Source organism: Mycetocola sp. BIGb0189 (assembly GCF_024810155.1).
Lineage (GTDB): Bacteria > Actinomycetota > Actinomycetes > Actinomycetales > Microbacteriaceae > Mycetocola > Mycetocola lacteus.
This window is the reverse complement of record NZ_JANUED010000002.1, coordinates 303,133-326,183: the sequence shown is the minus strand read 5'-3', so window position 1 is coordinate 326,183 and position 23,051 is coordinate 303,133. Positions and strand designations below refer to the sequence as shown.

Sequence of the window (23,051 nt, the reverse complement as noted above, 5' to 3'; positions counted from 1 at the left end):
TTACCCCTCATTTCTCACTCCGATCGGTAGTTCCGATCCGAACGTGCCCTCGTCGCCAGTACATGGTGATGATCGAGACAAGACCAAATACCAGCGCAATCACGGCACCGGCGATCCCCACCGAGCGGAATGCCGTCACCGAATCGGCGCGGGCGAGGGCGGGGATGAACACCGCCCCAAACAGCGAGACGGCGACGGCTTCGCTGCCAACACGAATCGTGTTGATCCAGCCCGCCGCCATGCCCGCGTTGTTTTCCGGAGCCACCGCGAGAGCCTCGTTATCAACAAGCCCGGCGTGCAGTCCAAATCCGATACCGAGCACCACCATGACCGCGGCCAGCACACCCGGAGGGGAACCGGCGAGCCCGGCTATTGCCGCCGACCCGAGCACCATCAGGACAACCGCGACGGCCAAGACCGTCCGCGGGGCCGCGCCCCGGGCCACCAGGAAGCCGGCCACAAGCGGGACGCCCAGCGTCGGCAGGGTCATAAACATCACAAAGAGTCCGGATTCGGTGGGACTCAGGCCCCAGGCCGCCTGCACCAGGCTCGGCACATAGGTCACACACGAGGCAAAGCTAAAGCTGGCGACCACCACCACGAGGGTGACCCCCAGAAAGCGCGGCCGGCCGATGAGCCGAAAATCGAGGAGCGGCACCCGGACTCGACGCTCTCGAAGGGTCAGGCCCAGCACACACAGCACTCCAATCGCCACCGGAATCAGCGTGCCCGGGGTGATCCAGGTCCCCGAGGATCCCGCCACAAATGCGGATACGAGTGCGGCAATCACACCAAAAAAGAGCACGGCTGCCGGCCAATCAAACGCGCCCGGTGCCCGCGGTTCACTCCGGGTAACGTTCCGGCAGGTCAGCATGATGACTACGGACAGGATCAGCAGCACACCCTGGATCGCAAAGATATGGTTCCAGCCCACCGCCTGTGTCACGATTCCGCTCAGGGTGGGCCCGCTGGCGAGCGACAGCAGCGCCGAGCCCACACTGAAGACGGCACCGGCACCGATGCCGGCAAGAATCCGAGCCGCGTCGAGAAGTAGATAGTCGGGGGCACAGAAGCTCACAATGGACGCACCGATAAAGATCGCCCCGCCGAGAATAAAGGACCGCCAGCGTCCGATGCGATCGGCGAGCGACCCCCACGCCAGCGTCGACGCGGCAAATGTGATGTTGAACCCGTTCAGCGCCCACTGTTGACCCACCGGATCGGAGCCGAGGGCCGCCGCGATATCGGCGAGCGCAACCGCGGTCCCCGAGACCGACAGCGGCACCACAAATACCGCGATCAGAACGGCGGCCGCCAGTCGAGAGCGTTGCCCGGGTCGTGATGCTCGCGGGTGCACGGTGCGGCCCGGCGCCGTCCGGATCATGTGGACTCCCCGGATACGAGGATGGACTCAAGGACCGCGTTGAATGCCACGGCTTCCGTGTGATGGGGAAAGTGTCCCGCATGCTCGATCACGTGGGGTGGCTCCTGACCCAAAAGGTCGGCGATTTCGTGCGCGATTGACACCGGCACATCCGGGTCCTCGGCACCGTGAATCAGGGTGATTGGGACCACAATGTCACGAAGATAGGCTCTCGGGTCGTATCCCCGGTGATCCGCGTAGAGTGCGGCGATAAACGGGCTGGATGCAAACACCTGCGCCCGAGCCCACGCACCGAATGCCTCGGAATCCGCGCCCGAATACCACGAGGAGACCATCCGCGACAGGGTGGCGATTCGATTGCTCGCCAGCTGTTCGATTAGGGACAGGACGGCAGAATCGGGCGAACGGGTCCCCAGATGAAAGGGGGCGTCGACGGCGATGATGCGCCGCAGCCGTTGTGGGTGTTCCCGCGCGGCTTCGATTGCGAAGGTTGCCCCCATCGAGGTGCCCACCAGCGTGACCCGGTGCAGGTTCAGGGCCTCCAGGAACTCGACAACATCGGAGGCGATCTGCGCGATGGTATTGCCTTCGGCGCGCGCCTCGGTGTAGCCGCACCCTCGCCAGTCGGGCTGAATCACCCGATATCGCGCGGCGAAGTGCGCGGCCTGTTGGTCCCAGACGCGCCCGCTAGTTCCCCACCCGTGGAGAAAAACCAGGGGCGGTCCCTCCCCCACATCGGTGTAGTGGAGGTTGATGGTGTTGACGCGGATGAATGGCATGTTCTATCCCTTCGAATTCGGCTATCGCCGCCACCCCAGTTGGGTGAAGCTATTCATACGGATGGCATCGGGATCCAGGCGTTGATCGATGTGTTGGTCGGGACGAACAATCAGCGCCGTGCGCGCCGGACCAATCACGGCGCGGAATCCGAGACCACCGGCAATCCCGGCCAGGTCGACCACTCGGAAATACCCGGGTGTCTCGGCGCGCACGCGCAGCACAGTGCGTTGCCACTGCGCGGCGGAGTACACGGACCCCGGATAAAGCAAAACGGTGGGTGAGGTCCCGTCGATCGAGGCGCGGCGATGCGCCGCCGAGGCGGGCAGGGGCGGAACCCGGACGTGACCCGCCCCATACTCCGTGTCAAGCTGCGCTAGCTGGCGCAGGTTCGGGAGAGTGGGCGCTTCCCGCCCGTCCTCACCATGCTCGTCCACCCGGGCTGTTTGCGCGCGGGTGAGGGCAAGAACCGTGTCCACGTGGGCACGGCGCTCCCGGGCATAGTCATCCAGGCTAGTTTCGCCCAGGTGCCCCAGAAGCACCCGGCCCAGCCTCCAGCCGAGTGCAATCGCATCCTGGATGCCGGTGTTCATCCCCTGTCCGGAGGCCGGAGTACCCACGTGGGCCGCATCACCGGCCAGCAGCACCCGACCGGCGCGGTAGGTGGCGGCCTGGCGAGTCTCGGATCGAAAGCCTGCCCGATACCGAACCGTGCCGATCCGCCCCGAGATCTCAAAGCTATCCAGGAGGTGCTGTATGGCGAGCCTGACGGATCCCTCCTCCGGGGAAAGGTTGCTGGTGGCGAACCGAAAGAGGTCGGCACCGATGGGGGCAATCGCCAGGCTGCGCTGCGAATCGAAATAGTACGAGCCCTGATCGGCGGCGATGCCCTGGGCAACTGCGTCCACGAGGGTATAGTCGACCGGCACCACCTCCCCCACAAAGGCGATTCCGGCGCACTCCCGTACACGAGATTTACTGCCGTCGGCACCGATCACCCAGGCGAACCGCCCGTACTCGGGTGTTCCGTCTGCTTGACGCAGCGTCGCGAGCACCCCGGTTGCCTCCTGCGACGCATCCAGAAATTCGGTGCCGCGCTCGACGTGCACCCTGAATTGATGGAGTCGCTGTTCACACAGGAATTCAATATCTGGCTGAGGCAGCGTCAGGGCAAACGGAAACTCCGTATCCGTCAGCTCAGCGAGATCGTGGATCTGCGGTGGATGTCCCCGCTGAGTGAATCCGACCCGTTCAATCTGATGCGCCTGCCTCAACAGGGGCTCAGCCAGATTGAGCCGGGCCAGAAGTTCCAGAGACCGGGGCCACAACACGTTGGCTTTGCTGTGCCGAGTGGCACGCTCGCGATGATCGATGATCCTCGCGCGAACACCGGCGTGTGCGAGCTCATGGGCGATGAGGAGCCCTACCGGCCCCGCCCCGACGATCAACACATCGGCATCGTTCACGCCTGTCATCACATCCCCTAACTGAAACACGAATGTTTCATGCTAGGCATGACTACAGGACTTTAAGTTCTATGTTTCACAAAAAGTGGATGCCATCTGTACAATTATCGGATGAGTGAACTGAGCGAAGAACTCCGGGAAAAGGTCTTTGGCCAGAGCCTCTCCGACGGTACCGTCGCAAAAACCACACGTATTCTTGTCGCCGCGGATCGTCTTCTTCGCACGAACCCGTCCGCCACTCTCGAAGACATCGGTGTCGAGGCCGGAGTGTCTCGGACCACGGTCTATCGCAGGTTTCCCACCCGCCAGCTTCTCATCCTGACCCTGTCTCGCTGGGCGGTGGGGAGGATTGCCGAGGCCCTGGAGCGTGCGAGTATCGAAGTCGCCCCCGCCTATGTAGCGCTCTATCAGGCGACCCGCAACGTGATCGGGGTCAAGGTCAGCCTCGATTACACGCGTGGCCTGGCCCTGCCCGACGATCCCATCGTGAGTGAGTATCAGGAGCAGATGACCCACACGGCCATCCGGCTGGTGCGACAGTGCCAGTCGGAGGGCATCATCAGCAACGACGTGGATCCCGGATGGGTGCGCGTCCTGTTCTATGCCATCATCCATGCGGCGACCGGTTTCGACTCCCTCGACGCGGAGACGGTCGATGAGGACACGCTGACCCGACGCATCGTTGATTCACTCCTCCACGGTGTGGGCACCGGACGAACGCTCTAGCGCTTCCGGGAACACAGAACCGCGCCCTCCCCGGCCGGCGGAGGCCGACCCCTGGGGAGAGCGCGGAGGAGGCGCTAGGCCCGGCGCATGTAGGCGCGCACCGTGAGCGGCGCGAAGATCGCCACGATCACGGCCGAACCCAGCAACGGCCAGACGGCCTCGGTCGTGAAGGCACCGGTGTTGAGCACATCGCGTACGGCGGTGACCAGGTGGGACACCGGGTTGATGTTCACAAACGCCTGCAGCCAGGTGGGCATGGTGTCCACCGGGACGAACGCGTTGGAGAGGAAGGTCAGCGGGAACAGGATGATCATCGAGATGCCCTGCACACTCGAGGCCGACCGGGCAATTACGCCAAAGAAGGCGAAGATCCAACTGATCGCCCAGGCGCAGACGATCACCAGCAGCGCGGCACCGATGACCGACCAGATTCCTCCGTGCGGACGGTACCCCATGATGAAGCCCATCACAAAGGTCAGGGTGGTGGCGATTGCATAGCGCACGGTGTCGGCCAGTAGCGCCCCGGAAAGCGGCGCGATGCGGGCGATCGGGAGGGAACGGAAGCGGTCAAACACTCCCTTATCCATGTCCTCGCGGAGCTGGGTTCCGGTGACCACCGAGGTGGTAATCACCGTCTGAACCAGGATGCCCGGGATAATCACCGGCAGATAGTTCGAGACGTCCCCGGAGATCGCGCCACCAAAAATGTATGTGAACATCACGGTGAAGATGATCGGCTGCAGGGTCACATCGAAGAGCTGCTCCGGGGTGCGCCGGATCTTGAGGAGGCCCCGGTAGGCCATCGTCAGCGAGTGCCGGATGCTCTCGCCCAGACTCACACGATTTCTCAGGGTGCGTTCGTGTGCGGGGACGATTGTGCTGCCCGCAAGATCGTGGGTGCGGGATGTGGGTGCGGTGGTGGTACTCATGCGTGTGCTCCCTCGGGGATCGCGGCGTTCTCGGTGTCGTCGGTGGGTTTCCCGGTGATGCTCAGGAAGACATCATCCAGGCTCGGCTTGTGCACGCTGAACTCCTCCAGCCGGATGCCCTCCCCGCGCAGTTCGATCAGCAGGTCGGTCACCCGCTCGGGATCGCTCAGCGGCACGGTAATCCGCGCGGCCTCGGCCGAGGTGGTGCCCGATACCCCGAGCACACGCTCGGCAATGCCCAGCGCCCGCGCGGCCAGGATCGGCTCGCCCAGCCGCAGCTCCAGGGAGGAGGTTCCCACCTGGGCCTTGAGTTCGTCCCCGGTGCCCTCGGCCACCACGCGGCCCCGGTCGATGACGGCGATCCGGTCGGCCAGCTGGTCGGCCTCATCCAGATACTGGGTGGTCAACAGCACGGTGGATCCCCCGGCGACCAGGCGCCGGATGGTCTCCCACATCTGCGCACGGGTGCGCGGGTCCAGGCCGGTGGTGGGCTCGTCCAGGAAGATCAGCGGTGGCTGGGAGATCAGGCTTGCCGCCAGATCCAGCCGACGGCGCATTCCTCCGGAGAACTTCTTCAGCGGGCGCGAGGCGGCCTCGGTGAGTCCAAACTCCTCCAGCAGATCGTTGGCCTTGATCTTGGCCTCGCGGCGCCCGAGTCCCAGCAGGCGGGAGAAGAGCACGAGGTTCTCGGTGGCCGAGAGCCCCTCATCCACCGATGCATACTGTCCGGTCACGCCGATCAGCTGGCGCACGATCTGCGATTCGCGCTGCACGTCGTGACCAAAGATGCGGGCCTGCCCGGCGTCTGGACGCAGCAGCGTGGCCAGCATCGAAATGGTGGTGGTTTTGCCCGCCCCGTTGGGGCCGAGCACACCGTATACGGTGCCGGTGGCAACCCGAAGGTCTACCCCGTCCACCGCACGGTTGGTTCCAAAAGTCTTCACGAGTCCGTCGGCCTCGACGGCCCATTCGGTGTGTGTGTTCACAGGTGTCCTTTCAACGTCTCGAGGTACACACTGCCCGGTCACACTGACGCCGCACCGACGCGGCCACCGACGCGCGTCAGTGCCCGCAAGAAGGCCCGCCCGGTTCTCCCTCACGAAATGGCGCAGCGATGATGCGACATTGAATCACCCCACAGGTGAAACCGGTGTTTTACTTCTTTCGCGCGCGCCATAGCGTGGCAGTATGTCCAGAATTCAAGCTCGCACCAAGTCTCGCGGCGCCCTGGCGGCTCTCAGCGCCGGCGTCCTGCTCTCGGTGGTCCTGATCCCGGGAACCCCGGCGATTGCCGCCACCCCTTCGACCGAATTCCCCGGCCGCACCATGGGTAGCGGCGCCTACGGCTACGTGGGCCAATTCGGCATTAGCCAGACTCAGACCACCCCCAAACCCCTCGACTTCGCTTACCCCTACGGGGTTTCGGTCCGCGATGGCGTCATCGCCGTGGGCGACTCGGGGCTGGCCACCTGGGAGGCCCCCAACCAGCAGGCCGCCGGGCACAACCTGCAGACCTTCACCCTGCAGCCGGGGCTGGGCACCAACGGCGCCTATCTGGGCGATGGCAAGTGGGCCGTGGAAACCCATGAAACCGATGCCAACCCGCAGGGAATTGTCCAGCCCAAGTGGCAAACACCGGACGACCCCAAGGGTCCCCGCGGTCAGCGCGGCACCGCGATCGACTCGCAGGGCAACGTGTTTGTGCTGAGTTCGGACGCGGTCCCCAACGTTCGTAAGTACTCCCCCACCGGCGAGCTGCTGCTGTCCTTTGGCGATGGGCACACACCCGGATCAATCAACTGGCCCGTGGGCATCGATGTGGACGAACAGGACAATGTATACGTCACCAGCCAGGGCACCAGCGCGGTGACCGTCTGGGACAACAACGGTAAATTCCTCAGCTGGTGGAGCGTCTACTGGGCCGATGGCGAGAAGCTGCCCTTTGTTGATCTGACCGGCGTGCAGGCCGTCGCCGTGGATACCAAGCGCGGTGCCGTCTATATCGGTGACATTCAGGATGAGGGCCGCCCCGGCCGCATCCATAAGCTGCTGCTCACCAAGACCACCGACCACAACGTGGACCCGGGCAACAACCCGGCGGGCTGGACCTGGAAGATTGATCCCACCTTCGGCACCGGCGGCTATGTGGAGCTTCCCAAGGCGTTCCTGATTAAGAATCACGTATTTGGGCTGACCGTGGACAAGAACACGGGCGACGTGTATTACTCCGCCAGCACCGGCAAGATCAACTGGCTTTCATCCAGTGGTGCACGCCTGGGAACCCTCGGCACCTCCACCGGCGGCGCTCAGTCCGAGGGGCGCACCTCCGTGGTGCGAGGCATCGACGTGGACAGCTCGGGCATCGTGTACGCGAGTGCACAGGACACCACCGCGACCAGCAATAAGCGCTCGGTTGTGCAGGCCTTCGCACTGACCCCGGATCCGGTGACCGGAGCCACCGCCACCGCGGGCGACGCCCAGGTTGAGCTCTCCTGGACCGCCGTGCCCCAGGGCTATGGCCAGGTCCCGGTGCTCGACTACTTCATCGAAACCTCGACGGATGGCGGCACCACCTGGACCGCCGCCCCCGCTGGCACCACCACCCGGGCCGCCAGCACCGCCACCACCCGCACCATCACGGGCCTGACCAACGGAACCGAGACCTCGTTCCGGATTCGCGCGGTGAGCGAGGCGGGAATGGGCGACCCGATGATCGTCACGGCCACGCCGGCGGTCACGGTCACGCCGACACCCACCCCGACCGTGGATCCGACACCCACCGTGGATCCGACACCCACCGTGGATCCGACACCCACCGTGGATCCGACGCCCACCGTGGATCCCACGGTGACGCCGACCGCCGGCCCCACTCCCGCGACCGCGGACCCGAGCGACCCGCCGGTGGTTACCCCGAAGCCGACCGATCCCGGTCAGCTCTCCAAGACCGGTTCCGATAACCTGCTGCCCCTGGTGGGTATCGCGGTTCTCATCCTGATGGCCGGCATCGCGATGCGCGCACGTGCGCGTCGCGCCGGACACGAGGGCTAGCCCTCACCCCAAATGCCCTCGGCCGCGGATCACTCCGCGACCGAGGGCATCGGCGTATCCGGGACCGGAGGCTCTGAGCTTTCCGGGACACACGGGCAGGAAAATTTCGTAACCGAGGCACCGTTTTTCCGGGGCTCGCGGACAGCACAAAACCCCGACCGGAAACCGGTCGGGGTTGATGGTGCACCCCCTCGGACTTGAACCGAGAACCCACTGATTAAGAGTCAGTTGCTCTGCCGATTGAGCTAGAGGTGCGTTGTCCGGATAACCGGACAAGAGAAGACTTTACCAGTGCCGCACGCTCTTTTCCAATCGGGACGCGTGTCGCCGTGTCGCCCGGGATGGCGCGGATGCCCAGGGGAAAACGCTAGGCTATTGCGCATGACTCTCGATGCCTCCTGGACCCCCGAAGAAGACCTCGCGCTGGCCCTGCGTTTGGCCGATGTTGCGGATGAGATCTCACTCGAGCGTTTCCGCGCCGGAGACCTCCGGGTGGACACCAAGCCCGACCGTACCCACGTGACCGACGCCGATCTGGCCGTGGAACGGGCGCTGCGGGCGATCATCGAGACCGAACGTCCGGGCGATGGCATCCTGGGCGAGGAGTACGGTACCGAGGGCAGCACCGAGCGACAGTGGATCCTCGACCCGATCGATGGAACCGCCAACTTCCTGCGCGGCGTCCCCAACTGGGCGACCCTGATCTCCCTGGCCGAGAACGGCGTTCCGCGGGTGGGCGTGGCCAGCGCCCCGGCGTTCCAGAAGCGCTGGTATGCGGCTCCGGACGCCGGTGCCTGGCTGGTTGAGGGATCGGCCGAGCCACGCCGCCTGCGAGTGTCCGGGGTGCGCAGCATCGAGGATGCCTCGCTGAGCTTCCAGTCCATCGGACAGTGGCGCGACGCCGGCTATCTCCCCCAGCTGCTGACCCTCGCCGAGACCGTCTGGCGCGACCGCGCCTACGGCGACATGTGGTCCTACGGTCTGCTGGCCGAGGGCCTGGTGGATATCGTCGCCGAGTTCGACGTCAAGGAGTACGACATCGCCCCGTTTGTGGCGATCATCACCGAGGCCGGCGGGCGCTTTACCGCGATCGACGGCACCGACACCATCGCCGGGCGCAGCGCGCTGGCCACCAACGGCCTGCTGCACGACCAGGTGCTGAGCATCGTCACCAAGTAGCCCGACCCGACACCTGCAAGCACAGAGCAAAAACAAAAGCCCGGTTCCTCAAGAGGAACCGGGCTTTACTCTTCGCCAGCGTGTGACATGACCGATGGTGGAGATGCGGGGAATTGAACCCCGGTCCACTGCTGCAATTCTGCGTCTTCTACGGGTGTATCCTTCGAAAACGTTTTCTCGGCCCCAACCTTTACCGAAGGCGGTTAGGTTGACAGGCCCAGCCAGAGTATTAGTCCCGCGTACCGCTCAGGCGTCGGCACACAGCAAGTTTCCTAAATGACGCCAGGAACCGGGGCGGAAACAAACCCGGTCTGACGGACTATTCGGGCTCGCTTAGGCAGCGAGGGCGAAGTCAGTGCGCTTAGAGTTGGCACTTATTGGTTTTTCAGAGATCGTTAACGAGATAACCCTGAATCCTCGACCCGCTTCTCGCAGTTTCACAGGCAATGTCGAAACCGATCATCCCCATGCACATTCACGAAGAATGGGTCATGTCACACGCTGTTGAATTATCAGGAGCCGAAGCCCGCGAACCCCGAAGGGATGTCCCCAGTATATCCGGGATTGCCCGGGTGGGGAACCACGTTCGCGCCAGGCGATCAGCCGCGCAGGCGAACGCCTCGCGCGGCTTAGTCCTGTTCGACCAGCAGCGCGCGCAAACGCTCGCGAATCTCGGACCCCACGCCGGCCGAGTCGAGGTATCCCTCGAGTCCACCGGGGACCGCATAGAGGTCAACCAGGACCGATGCGAGCACGTCCCGCGGGCTCTCGGTCATGATCCCCAGCAGCTGCGGCGTCACCTCGATGCCCTGGCTGCGCGCCATCTCGGTCATATGTTCGGCCCAGGCCCCGGCCAGGTTTGCCTGGGTGGCCTCATAGTCGTCCAGGACGTCCTCGCGGTCGACCCCCACGGTCAGCAGCACCAGCGCGCTGAGCACGCCGGTGCGGTCCTTGCCCGCGGTGCAGTGGATGATTGCCGGGGTGGTTGCCGGCTCGGCGAGCTCGGTCAACACCGCCCGCACGACATCGGTGTGGCGGAACAGGATCGCCCGATACAGGTCGCCGAGCCCGAGTCCGGGGGTCGCCGCGGCATCCACCGATCCCTCAAACACCGCATGGTGCAGGTCTTGGAAGCCCAGACCCTCCACGTCGTCGGGCATCGCAGCGCGCTCGGGCTCATCGCGCAGGTCGATGATCGAGTGGATCCCGCGCTCGGTCAGCGCCGCACGTCCGGCCTCCCCCAGATTGTGGAGGGCATCGGAGCGATAGATGACGCCGGTACGGGTGTGACCGCCGGGGACCGGATAGCCCCCAAGATCACGAAAGTTGACGGTACCGGGCACGGGCAATGCTGAGGATGCGGTCATACCAATATCCTGGCGTGTGAGCCCCGAGGGTGCAAGGATTTTGCCGACAATGTCCGGCCCCTCACGTCTTACGGCGACCCTCGTCTCCGAGGATCGCCGCAAAATCAAAGCACTACTCGCCCAGGCGGTTTCGCGTCGCCATTGCGCGGGCGGCCTCACGGGTGTCCTGACGCTCACGCAGTGCGTGACGCTTGTCGTACTCCTTCTTACCCTTGGCGATCGCGATCTCCACCTTGGCGTTGCCGTTGTTGAAGTAGATCTTCAACGGGATGATCGTGTATCCGCCGGGGGCCACCTTATGCGAGATCTTGTTGATCTCCTGGCGGTGCAGCAGCAGCTTGCGCTTCCGTCGGGCGCTGTGGTTGTTCCAGCTGCCCTGGAAGTACTCGGGAATGTGGACGGCATCCAGCCAGATCTCATTCCCCTCCACAAAGGCATAGCCGTCCACCAGGGAGGCGCGTCCCATCCGCAACGACTTAACCTCGGTGCCGGTGAGCACCATCCCCGCCTCGAAGGTGTCCTCGATCAGGTAATCGTGGCGCGCCTTGCGGTTGGTTGCGACAACTTTTTCACCACGTTCCTTGGGCACGGTGTTCTCCTTCTTTGGGCACAGCTGGGCCCGGTAAATGACTCGGGCTGCCCGGGAAACCCGGGCAGCCCATCAGTATATCCGGTTGGGACCGGAAGTTACGCCTTCAGGTATCGCTTGATCGCGAAGTTCGCCGAGAGCGCGGCCAGGATCATGCCCACCAGGATCAGCGCGGGAACCACGATAAACGCGTCTCCCAGCCCGACCAGGTTGGACATCGAGGACGGCACATTGTCCTTGAGGTAGCCCTGCACAAAGAAGTGCACGATCGCGACGATCGCTCCGCCCGCGAGCAGGGACCCAATGAAGGCGGAGATCACCCCCTCAAGGATGAAGGGTGTTTGGATGAACCTGTTCGACGCACCCACCAGACGCATGATCGTGATCTCACGGCGACGCGAGTAGGCCGACAGGCGGATGGTGGTGGCGATCAGCAGCACGGCGGCCATCAGCATCAGCGCGGCGATGCCGATCGCGGTGTAGGAGGCCACGTTCAGGACCGAGAAGATGGTGTCCAGATACTTGCGCTGGTCGGTGACCTCTTCCACACCGGGGACGCTCGAGAACGCCTCCGAGATGACGTTGGACTGGGCCGGGTTCTTCAGGTTGACCCAGTAGGTCTCCTGCAGCTGGTCCGGGGTCACGTACTTGGTGATCTCGTTACCGGCGAACTTCTCCTGGAAGCGCTTATACGCCTCATCCTTGGACTCGAAGTAGAACTTCTCGATCACCGGGGCCAGGGCCGCGGACTTCAGTGCGTCCTCGACGCCCTTACGCTGGTCGTCGGTGACCGCGCCGCCGGCGCAGGATTCGCTCAGCGAGTCCTGCGGGCAGAGGTAGATGGCCACCTGGGCACGGTCATACCAGTAGCCCTTCATCTGACCGATCTGCATCTGCATGAGGGCGGCGGCCCCCACGAAGGTCAGCGAGATGAAGGTCACCAGGATGATCGAAACCACCATCGACAGGTTGCGGCGCAGGCCGGTGAAAACCTCGCCCCAAATCAGCGACATTCTCATTTAACCGGCCCCACGTTCTGCTCGTCTTCTCCCATTTGGTCACCATCGCGGCGCAGGCCGAGGCTCTCGGCGATGCCGAGGTGATCGGCGGCATCGTCGGTGTCGACCTGCGGCAGGGTGATCGCCGAGGTGTGGGCCGGAGCCGCGGGCGTGACCGGAACGGCCGGAATGATCGGCTGGGCGCGGGTCTCCAGCTCGGCGGCGGCAGCCTCGGAGGCCACGGCTGCCTGGGCGGCCAGGGCGGATTCACCCTTGACCTCCTGCGGACGCAGCTCGGGCACGATACCGGTGTTGCCGTATCCGCCGGAACGCTCGTCTCGCACAACCTTGCCCTCGTGCAGCTGGATCACGCGACGGCGCATCTTGTCCACGATGCCCGCCTCGTGGGTAGCCATCACCACGGTGGTTCCGCCGGCATTGATGCGTTCCAGGAGCTGCATGATGCCGGCGCTGGTGGCGGGGTCAAGGTTACCGGTGGGCTCATCGGCCAGGAGTACCGGGGGCTTGTTGACCACGGCGCGGGCGATGGCCACACGCTGCTGCTCACCACCGGAGAGTTCATGGGGGTAGCGCTCACCCTTGCCATCCAGGCCCACCATCTTGAGGACGTCGGGGACGGCCTCCTGGATGAACCCGCGGGACTTGCCGATGACCTGCAGCGTGAAGGCCACATTCTGGTACACGGTCTTGTTGGGGAGCAGGCGGAAGTCCTGGAACACCACGCCCAGCTGCCGACGGAAGTAGGGAACCTTCCGGTTCGAGATCGAACCCAGGTCGTTTCCAAGCACGTGAATGGTGCCGGACGTGGGCCGCTCCTCCTTGAGGATCAGCTGCAGACAGGTGGACTTTCCCGACCCGGAGGCGCCCACGAGGAACACAAACTCCCCGCGCTCGACCTCGAAGTCGATCCCGTCGACCGCGGGTCGCTTGGACCCGGGATACATTTTGGTGACGTTCTCATAGCGAATCATGACGTTTCGAGCCTAAGCATGCCGCTGGGCTTTTGCGCGCTGACACGCCAAGAGGGGTCACACTCTCGGGTTTCGGGGACCCTTTTGGGCGGGCGGGACTAGTCGCGGTCGGCGCTCTTGCGCCAGCGGATGCCCGCGGTGATGAAGCCGTCGAGGTCGCCGTCAAACACGTTGCTCGGGTTGTTCACCTCGTAGTCGGTGCGCAGGTCCTTGACCATCTGGTACGGCGCCAGGACGTAGGAGCGCATCTGGTCGCCCCAGCTCGCGGTGATGTTGCCGGCGAGCTCCTTCTTCTTGGCGTTCTCCTGCTCGCGCTGCACCAGCAGCAGGCGGGACTGAAGCACCCGCATGGCCGCCGCACGGTTCTGGATCTGCGACTTCTCGTTCTGGCAGCTCACCACGATACCCGTGGGCAGGTGGGTGATCCGCACGGCGGAGTCAGTGGTGTTCACCGACTGGCCGCCGGGGCCCGAGGAGCGGAAGACGTCGACGCGAATGTCGTTGTCGGGGATGTCGATGGACTCGGTAACCTCCATCAGCGGCACGACCTCGACCGCGGCGAAGCTGGTCTGGCGCTTACCGGCGGAGTTGAAGGGACTCATCCGCACCAGGCGGTGGGTGCCGGCCTCGACGCTCAGCGTGCCGAAGGCGTAGGGGGCGTCGATCTCGATGGTGGCGGACTTGATGCCCGCCTCCTCGGCGTAGCTGGTGTCGAGCACGGTGGCCGAATACTTGTGCTGTTCGGCCCAGCGCAGATACATCCGCAGCAGCATCTCGGCGAAGTCGGCGGCGTCCACTCCCCCGGCACCGGCCCGGATGGTGATGACCGCGGGACGCGGATCGAACTCACCGTTGAGCAGGGTCTGCACCTCGAGGTCACCGATCGCGGTGCGCAGCTTTTCCAGCTCGGCACGCGCCTCGGCGGCGGAGGCCTCGTCGCCCTCCTCGTTGGCCAGTTCGATCAGAACCTCAAGATCATCCAGCCCGTTGGCCACCCGGGTGACACGCCCGAGCGAGGCCTGCTTGTGACTCAGCGCACTGGTCACCTTCTGTGCCTCATCGGGGTTGTCCCAGAGGTCGGGCGCACCGGCCTGCTCGCTGAGCTCGGCAATTTCCGCGCGCAGACGGTCAAGGTCCAGCACGTCGCTGATGGTCGCAAAGGTGCTGCGCAGCGCGGCGATTTCGGCACTCAGGTCAAGATCTAACATATGGACCCATCCTAGCCGGGCCTGCACCGCGCGTGCATGCCCGCACGCTACACTGGAGAAACAAGCGCGAGTGGTGAAATTGGCAGACACGCAGGATTTAGGTTCCTGTGCCTTCGGGCGTGCGGGTTCAAGTCCCGCCTTGCGCACCAGTTTTTGATGGTCCCCGTGGGGATCTCCTCTTGACCCGATGCGTGGCCCGGTGGGTAGCATGGGTGAATGACAGCGTCGTTGAGTTTCTCAGAGCTTTCGCTTCCCCCGATCGGATTTGGTACCGGACGTGCACACGGCCTGGCCGGTATCGAGTCCCTGCACTCGGCCTTTGAGGCCGGGTACCGCCTGTTGGATTCGGCCTTCAACTATGAAAACGAGGGCACCGTGGGGCGCGCGGTGCGTACCGCGGGGATCCCCCGCGACGAGTTCATCGTCACCAGCAAGCTGCCCGGCCGCCGCCATGCCCGGGCCGAGGCCACGTTCACGATCGAGGAGAGCCTGTTCCGCACCGGCCTCGATCACATCGACCTCTACCTGATCCACTGGCCAAACCCCCGCGTGGATAAATACGTCGAGGCGTGGGAGGCCCTGATCGATGCCCGCGAGCGCGGGCTGATCCGGCACATCGGGGTATCCAACTTCCTGCCCGAGCACATCGAGCGGCTGGAGGCCGAGACCGGGGTGCGTCCGGTGGTCAACCAGATCGAGCTGCACCCGTGGTTCCCGCAGGAGTCGGCCGTGGCCTACCACCGCGAGCGCGGCATCGTCACCGAGGCGTGGAGTCCGCTGGGCCGCGGCAACGGGGTGACCGCCGATCCGGTGATCGAGCGCATCGCCACCGGACACGATGTGTCCCCGGCCGAGATTGTGCTGGCCTGGCACGTGGCCCGCGGGGTGGTCCCGATCCCCCGTTCGGCCAGCCCCGAGCGTCAGCGACTCAACATCGCCGCCGCCCACATCGAACTCTCCACCGAGGAGATCGCCCTGATCACCGCCCTCGGCCGCCCCGACGGCCGCCTGGGCGACCAGGACCCGGCGGTCTACGAGGAGTTCTAGCCCCAAAGCAAAACGGCGGGCGGTGGAGATCATCTCCACCGCCCGCCGTTTGTGTATTACCTAGGCGAGGTCACCGGTTCCGCGGCGACGGATCTGCCGGATGCCCAGCAGTGTGCCGCCGAGCAGCAGACCCAGCGCGGCCATCAGCCAGCCCCACGGCGGGTTGGCGCCGGTGCCGCTCAGCTCGCCGCCCGGGGTTCCCGGTGTGCCGGGGCCCGGCGGGGTGATGCTGGGATCCTTGGTGAACGTGTTGACCACGCTCAGGGCCACGCTGGTGCCCGAGCCGATGATCGCCACACCCACGGCCGGATCACCGGCGTTCGGAGTGATCGCGCTCGCATTGGCACCGCCGGTTACGGTCTCGCGCAGCTCACACACGGCGCCCGTGGGCAGCTGGGTGTAGGCGGCGTTCAGCCCGGTCGCGGCGGACAGTGTGCGGGTCGCGCCCTCGGGGATGGTCAGCGCGGTGCTGACGCCGTCTCGGTCGAGGGTACAGACCAGCTCCACCTGGAACTGAGCATCGGCGGCGGCCGCGGCGTTGTCACCCTCGACCGTCTTGGTGACGGTGATGCCACCCACCTCGAAGGTGTTGATCACACGCAGCGCCACGGTTGATCCCGATCCGATGATCACCGGCTCGGTCACCGCCTCCCCGTCGGCATCCACGATCTCACTCGTGGTGGCACCGCCGGTCGCGGACTCGGTGAGTTCACACGCGGCACCGCTCGGCAGACCGGTGAAGTCGGTCTCGAAGCCGTTCTCGACGTTCAGCTCGCGGGTGGCTCCCTCGGGAATCGCGATCGCCGCACCGTCCAGGGTGCAGGCCAGCGCGACCTCGAACGGTCCGGTCCCCCACAGCTCGGCACCCGGTCCGGTGATCTCCTTGGTCACCAGCAGGTCCCCGGCGGCAAACGTGTTGATCGCGGTGAACTGCAGCGGCTCGCGCAGGGTTCCCACCGAGACCGCCGCGGCCTTGGTGTCCGGGGTGATGACCGTGGTGCTAGCACCACCGCTGTCGGTCTCGTCCAGCTCACAGCGGGCACCGGCGGGCAGGGTGTCCACCGTGACGTGCTTGCCGGCGATGGCCTCGGCCTTGGTCAGGTGCAGCGCGCCGTCATAAACCACATCCGATCCCACCCGGCAGGTGAGCTCAAAGACGAAGTCGGTGCCGTCGTCCACGGCCGCCGCGCCCTCACCCTCGACCCGCTTGAACAGGTCGATGGCACCCAGCGGGAAGCTGTTGACAAAGCGAACCAGGGCGGCCCGGGTCGGTGCCTCATCCGCGGTCAGGGTGACCGTGGCGGTCGCCCCCTCGGTGGTGACCGGACCATCCTCGCCCGGAGTGGTCACCGAAACATCCGCGCCGTGCGCATCGGTCTCGGTGATCTCACACTCGCTGCCCACGGGCAGGCCACTCAGGGTACGGCGCTTCCCATCGGTCAGGCTGAACGCCATCGGGGAGAGTTCGAATCCGTCGGCCACCACGGGCTTGCCCAGGAAGGTGCAGGACACCTCGAAGGGGAAGGATCCGTAATCCACCGGGTCACCGTTTTCATCCAGCGCGCCGGTCACGGTCTTGGTCACCTCAAGCGAGGTGAGGCTGTAGACGTTGGTCAGTGTGGCCAGCGGAAGTAGACTCGCAGTGCGCCCAATGGTCACCGCGGGACCCTCAAGCGAGGAGCTCTCGCCGTTGGCTCCGGGCACATCGGCGAGCACACACTCGGCCCCGTAGGGGAACTGCTCCTCGAGGGTAACCGGCTTGCCGCCCTCGACGGTCACCGTGACCGGGGGCAGCACGGTCTCCAGCGCGGTCCCCTTCCCCACGGTGCAGAGCACCTGCAGCTCGAAGGTCTCGGGAGCAAACGCCGCGGCGTCGCCGGTTACCGTCTTCTGCACCGCGAGCGGGCCCGTGGCGAGCGCGACACCCACCCGGCGTCCCTCGGTCGGCAGAACCGAGCCGATTCGGGTGCCGGTCGAGGTCACCGTCTGAGCACCGATCGCGATGGTGTTCCAGGCGACGGTGTCCGAGGTCGCCACCGGCGAGGAGGCCGGCGTGCGGGTCTGGAACGTGTAGCCCAGGACGTCGCCGGGACGGAAGTGGTTCTCACCAAAGAGGAACACGGTCTTAATGTGCTTCACCTCGGTCGCGGCCACCTCCGGGGTCAGCGGCAGCCAGGCCCCATCCGGACACGCGGTCTGGGACGGCGAGAGGTCTGCCACACAGGGATCCTGAGCCGAGGAGTAGTAGTACTCCACGCCCTCGGGAGTGCGGTAACCGTCTGCGGTCACCGGGGTCACAGGCCCCGTCCAGCTCGGCTCCCACTGACTGCCGCGCGGCAGCAGCACGAGCGCACCCTGGTCGCCCGGGGTGGGCAGACGGTCAATCGTGACCACCCTGTCCATCTCCAGGGTGCCCGAGTTCTGCACGCGCTCACGCCAGGTGTGGGTACCCAGCGGCTTGGTGATCGGCACGCAGTTGCCCGAGTAGTACTCATCCAGGGTCGGCTCACACACGGCGGCCGGATTGGTCACATCGGTGACACCCAGCTCGGTGTCGTCTGCCTTCACAAACTTCTGTCCACGCAGCGCCCCCACCTCGGTCGGGTACACGTCGGTGTCCGCCACACAGGAGAAGACCTCGTGCTCCTCGCCGTTGCAGAACTGGAAGGGCTGGGCGGCCTCGACGTTCACGGTGTTGGTCACATGCTGCCCCGCGGAAATCCCCGGACGGAACATCATGTTCAGCGTGATCGTATAGGTGTCCCCGGGCATCAGGACCGTACCCTTGGGGAATGCGAAGCCGATGCTGGTGGGTTCACCGTCGGCGTTTTTCCCCTCGGTGATCGTGATCTGCGCGGGATCGGTGGGCATCGGCAGGTTCGGCGAGGGCGTGGTACCCGCGGGCTGGTAACCGAACTCGTACCGCGGGTCGTCGCTGTCCTCATCAAAGATCAGCCAGGGCTTCCCGGTGGGATCGTTGGTGTTGATATCGGTCGGCAAGATGTCGGTGATCTTCGGGTCGAGGATCGCTCGTTCCAAACCGCTGTTCGCCGGTGCCGGGTTTGACACGGTGAGGGTGAACGGGATGACCTGTCCCGGCAGCTGCGCCCCGATCGGCGTCTTCTTGATGCTGATCTCGGTTCCGCCGGCCTCATAGAAGGCCTGCGCGGTGGTCTCGTGGGTCGCGGTCAGCGGGAGTGATCCCGGACCGTTGACCGAGCTGGTGACCTCACCCTGGACGGAGTTGGTGAACACACCACCGCCGCCGAAGGGCTTGATCTTTTCGCCCGGAGCCGAGGGCTGGGAGTCATCGGGAACCGGCACACCCGGGTTGGAAGCCAGGTAGGCGCGACGGTGCACGGTCAGCGGGATCTCCTGACGCGGGCTCGACGGGTTCTCCCACTGGGAGCCGTCGGTCCGGGTGAAGGTGAAGCGCAGTCCGCGCACGTCGGCCGCGGTGACACCCGCGGGCAGGACCGGGGCGGCCGCCGGGGTGCCGAGCGTCCAGGTGGCTCCGTTCAGACTCAGCGGATTGGCGTCGCCGGTGGTGGTGTCGTAGGTTCCCCCGACCAGCGCATCCACCTGCACGCGCAGGATGGGGGCGGTGAGCTTGAAGCTGGGATCGAAGTCGACAAACCGGTACGCGTTCCAGAAGGTGGTGGTGTCATCGGTGACCACCATCTGGGCCGGACGGGCCGACCCGGTCGGGCGGGCCGAGAGGGTCATCGTGATCGAGTCCCAGGGCTCATCCGCATAGCCGGGCTCCTCCGGCAGGATCTGAGCGTACTGGACCTGGGGGTCAAACGACTTGGTGGTGGTGATCCCGATGTTCAGCTCGGCCAGCGCAATCTGGGCGGTGTCCTTTGCGGTGGTCTCATGGATACCGTTGACCCCACCGGGATCAAGCACCGTGGCCGAAGCCTCGTTGCGCACCGGCGAATTCACCACGGTAACCGGGGCACCACCGTCGCGGTGGGTGGCCCGCAGGCGCAGGTCCATCGTGAGGGTGGACTTGCCGGCGGAGACGATTCGTCCATGATGCGACACCTCGATCCCGACCACGTCGGCCAGGTTTGCCGCGCTCAGGGCCTTGGCCTGATCGATCGAGTAGGCGTCGATACCACCCCCGGCGCGCGTGAGCTGCACCAGGGATTCGGCAGCAACGGCACCCGCGGGCACCGTGATGCCCACGATCTTGGCCAGGTTGAACGTGTCAAACGGCTGGGTTGCACTGCCCGGTGCCGGGTCCACGATCTTCAGGGTGTCCACCTTGGCCACGGTTGCGTTGGTTGCGGTGATGGTCACCCGACCGCTGGGGTACGCGCTCTCCGGGGTCCCGGCCGGCGGGATGCCGATCGGTCCGCCGCTCCAGCCCTTGCTCACGGAGACGTTGAGCGGACGGTCGAGGATCGAGATCAGGTCCGAGTCCTCATCGTGCGCGGCCACGGCCCCGCCGGTAATGCCGCTGGCGCTGGCGATGTTGTTCACGTCGCCGGTGTCGGCGGTGTTGTAGAGCTCGCTACCCAGCACGGGCACGGCAGGAGAGGCCGGAACCCGCTTGGTGTCGCGCAGCTCCCACTCCAGGTCGATCTGACGGGTGTTTCCGTTCGAGCGGGCAACCCCCGAGCCGACGGCCGGCGCATCCACGTCGGTCGCGGCCTCGCGGGCGGCGGTGTTCTCGGCGAAGATCAGGCGCACACCCTGAGTGGATGCCTGCTCGGCGGCGTTCAGCGCAATCTCGGGCAGCGATCCGGTGTAGGGCAGCGCGGTCGCGCCGGAGGCCGGGACCCAGGCACTCCCGTTCCACAGCTCCACCGCGGTGATCTGGTCATAGGCCAGCAGCGGATCCATGGCCGGGGTGATCGCCTTGATCTTCACCAGGTTGAAGGCCTGATAGGTGGTCTTCTCCACCGGGTCGGCCGGGCCGGCGTTCGGGGTCTTGCCCACACGAGTGTCGGCGATCACCATCTGCTCATAGCCACCGTGTCCACCGGTGGACCAGTTCAGGCGCGAGGTTGCGTGATCCCCGGAGCGGGCCACCACGATCTGGTCGGCCGGGGCGATCCAGCGCTTGGTGAGGAAGTCATACTCCCCCGGGGTTGGTGCCAGAATCTCGATCGAGGGGCACGGGTTCACCGTTGCAGCCCCCGCGGTCGCACCCGGCGCGGTGGCCGAGGCACTCGAGCAGTTCTCAACCGAGATGTCGCTCCCGGCGGGCTTGGGGGCCAGGCTCTCCTTGAGCTCGGTGGTGATGTTCGGCTGCACCGTGGCACCCGGTGCAAAGCCCGGCTCGTCGCTGGTGAACTCGAACTGCAGTCCGCCGATCTGGTCGCGAACCGCCTCGGGAATCTCCATCGAGAACGAGGTGGCACCCACGACGTTTTCGGCCAGGACCACCCAGGTGTTACTGACGGTGTCGAAGTAACGCACGGTCAAAATGGCACCCGGGGGCACATCGGTCTTGGTGATCGCGGTCGGGCGGAAGTGATCCCACCAGTCCGAGTCCTTGGGGGTTCCGTCGGCCTTCAGCTCGGGATCATTAACCAGGATCTGAGTCGCGTTGGCGGTGGACCCCTTGCCCACGGTGGTGGGGAGCTGGATCGTGGCCTTCTCCCCCTCGGTGCCCCAGATCTGTCCGGGGCTGATCTTCTTCTGGGTTTCCAGCTCGATCCGGTGCTCATCCAGGGTCAGGGTGTCGGTAGCGGTGGTATCTGCCTTCTGGTCGCCGGCGGTGCCGGTCACACCCACCACATTGTCGATGGTGGTGTCCTTGGCCAGGCCCTCGGCGGCGGTGACCCCGAAGGTCAGGTTCGACTCGGCGCCGGCGATAATCGGCTCGCCGGTGGTGTCGGTAAAGGTGATCTCGAAGTGCTTCAGCGATCCGAAATCCACCGGCAGGGCCGGGAACTGGCCGCCGTTGGTCAGGGTCACGGTGACGCTCTGCTCGACACCGGCGCGGTCCAGGTAGACCAGGGTGATTTCGCCGGTGTCGGCGCCCTGGGGGAACTCAACCGACGAGGTGAACCCGGTGAAGTCCAGGCGGGAATCGAAGTCGCCGCTAGCCGGTTCGCGAATGGTCAGCGTGGACAGCGGGGTGTCTCCGGCATTCGAGCCAGACAGGGACACGGTCGAGGCACCGCCGGGCAGCACCACATCCGGGTCGAAGGACTTCTTGGCCGCCACACTCAGGGGCTCGGTGACAACCTTATAGGTCGCGTCATCGGTGTCGGTCGCTCGGTCATCTCCATTGGTGACGGCGGACTCGACGGTGTTTTTGAGGGTGATGCTCTCCTCAAGGTCGGCGACGTTCTCACGCTGCTCGAGCTTCAGGGTCAGTCCTCCGGTGGCCCCCGCGGGAATCGTGGTTCCGTTCGGGCCGGTGAAGGTCACCCGGATTCCGGTGGCCGAGGCCGGCGGTGCATTCGGGGCACCGGGCTTGGTGGCCACCGATCCCTGCACCCAGGCGGTTCCGTTCCAGTACTCCACCGTGGCGGTGGTGGCACCCTCGGGCCACTGCACCGAGTCGATCCCGGTGATGGCCAGGTAGTCAAACGGGTTACCCGCGGCGTTCGGATCGGCCGGGTCGGTCAGGCTCAGGGTGTCCACGCCCGCGTTGGACTTATTCGCCCCCGAGAGGGTCAGCGTGGTTTCGGTGCCGGGCTTCGCCTGCCCCGCGGTGGGGCTGAAGGACTTGGTGGCATCGGTGGCCAGGTGCTTTTCCAGCACCGGCTTCACGTTGGCGGTTGATGTTGCCTTCTTCGCGTTATCCGCGGTCACCTGCGCGGTGTTGGGGATGTTGACTCCGTTCTGCTCGAACGGCACATCCTCACGCAGCTTGACGGTGATCGTGATGGTGGCGTTAGCGTTGTCGATCAGACCGATCACGCCCTCGCTCAACTGCTCGTTGAACACCACGCTGACGTTTTGCCCGTCGATGATCGGGGTCTGGAAGGGCGCGTTGGCCACCACCACGTTTTGGATCTCAAACTCGGGTGGGATCGCGTCCGCAAAGACGGCATTGTTACACCCCACATCGGTCAGGGTCGAACAGGCGACCTCGATCGTGTAGGTCAGCGTCTCGCCGGGCTTGACCTGCTCGGCGGAGGCGGTCTTTTTCACATCGAGCACCGCGGTGGGTGCCTCCGCGGCAAAGGTGGAACTCGGCGTCCACACAAATCCCAGTGCAAGAAGCGCACCTAATCCCATTGCCACGCCCCGCATACGCGAGCGTTTTTGTCCCCTGATCGGTGCCACCGAACTCCCCTGTCCTATTGGTAAGACGCACAGTCTGGTCCCAGCATAGGAGTCGTGATTCGGGATAAACAACCGAAATTCACGCGT

At 65.3% G+C, this 23,051-nt stretch carries 15 protein-coding genes, 2 tRNA genes and 1 other RNA gene; 5 read left to right on the top strand and 13 right to left on the bottom strand.

The annotated features are described in order from the left end of the window. Positions 1-7: 7 nt before the first annotated feature. The 3 genes from M2390_RS03870 to M2390_RS03860 are packed head-to-tail and all read right to left on the bottom strand — an operon-like array spanning position 8 to position 3,636. Complete coding sequence (locus M2390_RS03870) at positions 8-1,384, bottom strand: MFS transporter (protein ID WP_259177163.1); 1,377 nt, start codon at positions 1,382-1,384, stop codon at positions 8-10. Further along, on the bottom strand, positions 1,381-2,163 hold the full coding sequence (locus tag M2390_RS03865) for an alpha/beta fold hydrolase (RefSeq protein ID WP_259177162.1): 783 nt from the start codon (positions 2,161-2,163) through the stop codon (positions 1,381-1,383). The genes M2390_RS03870 and M2390_RS03865 overlap by 4 nt, the downstream gene beginning before the upstream one ends. A 21-nt stretch (positions 2,164-2,184) precedes the next feature. After that, positions 2,185-3,636, bottom strand: a complete 1,452-nt coding sequence (locus tag M2390_RS03860; RefSeq protein WP_259177160.1) for an FAD-dependent monooxygenase — start codon at positions 3,634-3,636, stop codon at positions 2,185-2,187. 102 nt (positions 3,637-3,738) lie between these two features. On the opposite strand from M2390_RS03860, the gene M2390_RS03855 reads away from it, so the two are divergent. Further along, positions 3,739-4,353, top strand: coding sequence for a TetR/AcrR family transcriptional regulator (locus tag M2390_RS03855; RefSeq protein WP_259177159.1), 615 nt, complete (start codon positions 3,739-3,741; stop codon positions 4,351-4,353). A 74-nt stretch (positions 4,354-4,427) separates the two neighbouring features. On the opposite strand, the gene M2390_RS03850 is transcribed toward M2390_RS03855, so the two are convergent. Both M2390_RS03850 and M2390_RS03845 read right to left on the bottom strand, forming a co-directional pair. Next, entirely contained in the window at positions 4,428-5,282 is an 855-nt protein-coding gene (locus tag M2390_RS03850; RefSeq protein WP_259177156.1) for an ABC transporter permease, read from the bottom strand. Further along, on the bottom strand, positions 5,279-6,268 hold the full coding sequence (locus M2390_RS03845) for an ATP-binding cassette domain-containing protein (RefSeq protein WP_259177154.1): 990 nt from the start codon (positions 6,266-6,268) through the stop codon (positions 5,279-5,281). The genes M2390_RS03850 and M2390_RS03845 overlap by 4 nt, the downstream gene beginning before the upstream one ends. 202 nt (positions 6,269-6,470) lie before the next feature. On the opposite strand from M2390_RS03845, the gene M2390_RS03840 reads away from it, so the two are divergent. Next, positions 6,471-8,330 (top strand): fibronectin type III domain-containing protein, encoded by a 1,860-nt coding sequence (locus tag M2390_RS03840; protein ID WP_259177153.1) that lies wholly within the window; start codon positions 6,471-6,473, stop codon positions 8,328-8,330. A gap of 179 nt (positions 8,331-8,509) precedes the next feature. Here M2390_RS03840 and M2390_RS03835 read toward each other — a convergent pair. Then, positions 8,510-8,585, bottom strand: a tRNA-Lys gene (locus M2390_RS03835). A 126-nt stretch (positions 8,586-8,711) separates the two neighbouring features. Here M2390_RS03835 and M2390_RS03830 point away from each other — a divergent pair. Further along, positions 8,712-9,509 carry an inositol monophosphatase family protein gene (locus M2390_RS03830; RefSeq protein ID WP_259177152.1) on the top strand — a complete coding sequence of 266 codons (798 nt, stop codon included), beginning with the start codon at positions 8,712-8,714 and terminating at the stop codon, positions 9,507-9,509. Between the two features lie 95 nt (positions 9,510-9,604). On the opposite strand, the gene ssrA is transcribed toward M2390_RS03830, so the two are convergent. The 6 genes from ssrA to prfB all read right to left on the bottom strand — a co-directional run bounded on the left by ssrA (position 9,605) and on the right by prfB (position 14,663). After that, positions 9,605-9,976, bottom strand: a transfer-messenger RNA (tmRNA) gene (gene ssrA, locus M2390_RS03825). 162 nt (positions 9,977-10,138) lie between these two features. Next, positions 10,139-10,876, bottom strand: a complete 738-nt coding sequence (locus M2390_RS03820; RefSeq protein ID WP_259177151.1) for a tyrosine-protein phosphatase — start codon at positions 10,874-10,876, stop codon at positions 10,139-10,141. A 112-nt stretch (positions 10,877-10,988) separates the two neighbouring features. Continuing rightward, positions 10,989-11,465 (bottom strand): SsrA-binding protein SmpB, encoded by a 477-nt coding sequence (smpB, locus tag M2390_RS03815; RefSeq protein WP_259177149.1) that lies wholly within the window; start codon positions 11,463-11,465, stop codon positions 10,989-10,991. A gap of 98 nt (positions 11,466-11,563) precedes the next feature. After that, on the bottom strand, positions 11,564-12,484 hold the full coding sequence (gene ftsX, locus M2390_RS03810) for a permease-like cell division protein FtsX (protein ID WP_121686982.1): 921 nt from the start codon (positions 12,482-12,484) through the stop codon (positions 11,564-11,566). Next, positions 12,481-13,455, bottom strand: a complete 975-nt coding sequence (gene ftsE, locus M2390_RS03805) for a cell division ATP-binding protein FtsE (RefSeq protein WP_259177146.1) — start codon at positions 13,453-13,455, stop codon at positions 12,481-12,483. The genes ftsX and ftsE overlap by 4 nt, the downstream gene beginning before the upstream one ends. A 98-nt stretch (positions 13,456-13,553) precedes the next feature. Continuing rightward, complete coding sequence (prfB, locus tag M2390_RS03800; protein ID WP_030148581.1) at positions 13,554-14,663, bottom strand: peptide chain release factor 2; 1,110 nt, start codon at positions 14,661-14,663, stop codon at positions 13,554-13,556. 64 nt (positions 14,664-14,727) lie between these two features. On the opposite strand from prfB, the gene M2390_RS03795 reads away from it, so the two are divergent. Together M2390_RS03795 and M2390_RS03790 are read left to right on the top strand one after the other, a co-directional pair. Then, a tRNA-Leu gene (locus M2390_RS03795) sits at positions 14,728-14,812 on the top strand. Positions 14,813-14,879: 67 nt separating this feature from the next. Next, positions 14,880-15,710 carry an aldo/keto reductase gene (locus tag M2390_RS03790; RefSeq protein WP_259177144.1) on the top strand — a complete coding sequence of 277 codons (831 nt, stop codon included), beginning with the start codon at positions 14,880-14,882 and terminating at the stop codon, positions 15,708-15,710. A gap of 60 nt (positions 15,711-15,770) precedes the next feature. On the opposite strand, the gene M2390_RS03785 is transcribed toward M2390_RS03790, so the two are convergent. Continuing rightward, entirely contained in the window at positions 15,771-22,916 is a 7,146-nt protein-coding gene (locus tag M2390_RS03785) for a DUF5979 domain-containing protein (protein WP_259177377.1), read from the bottom strand. Positions 22,917-23,051 lie beyond the last annotated feature (135 nt).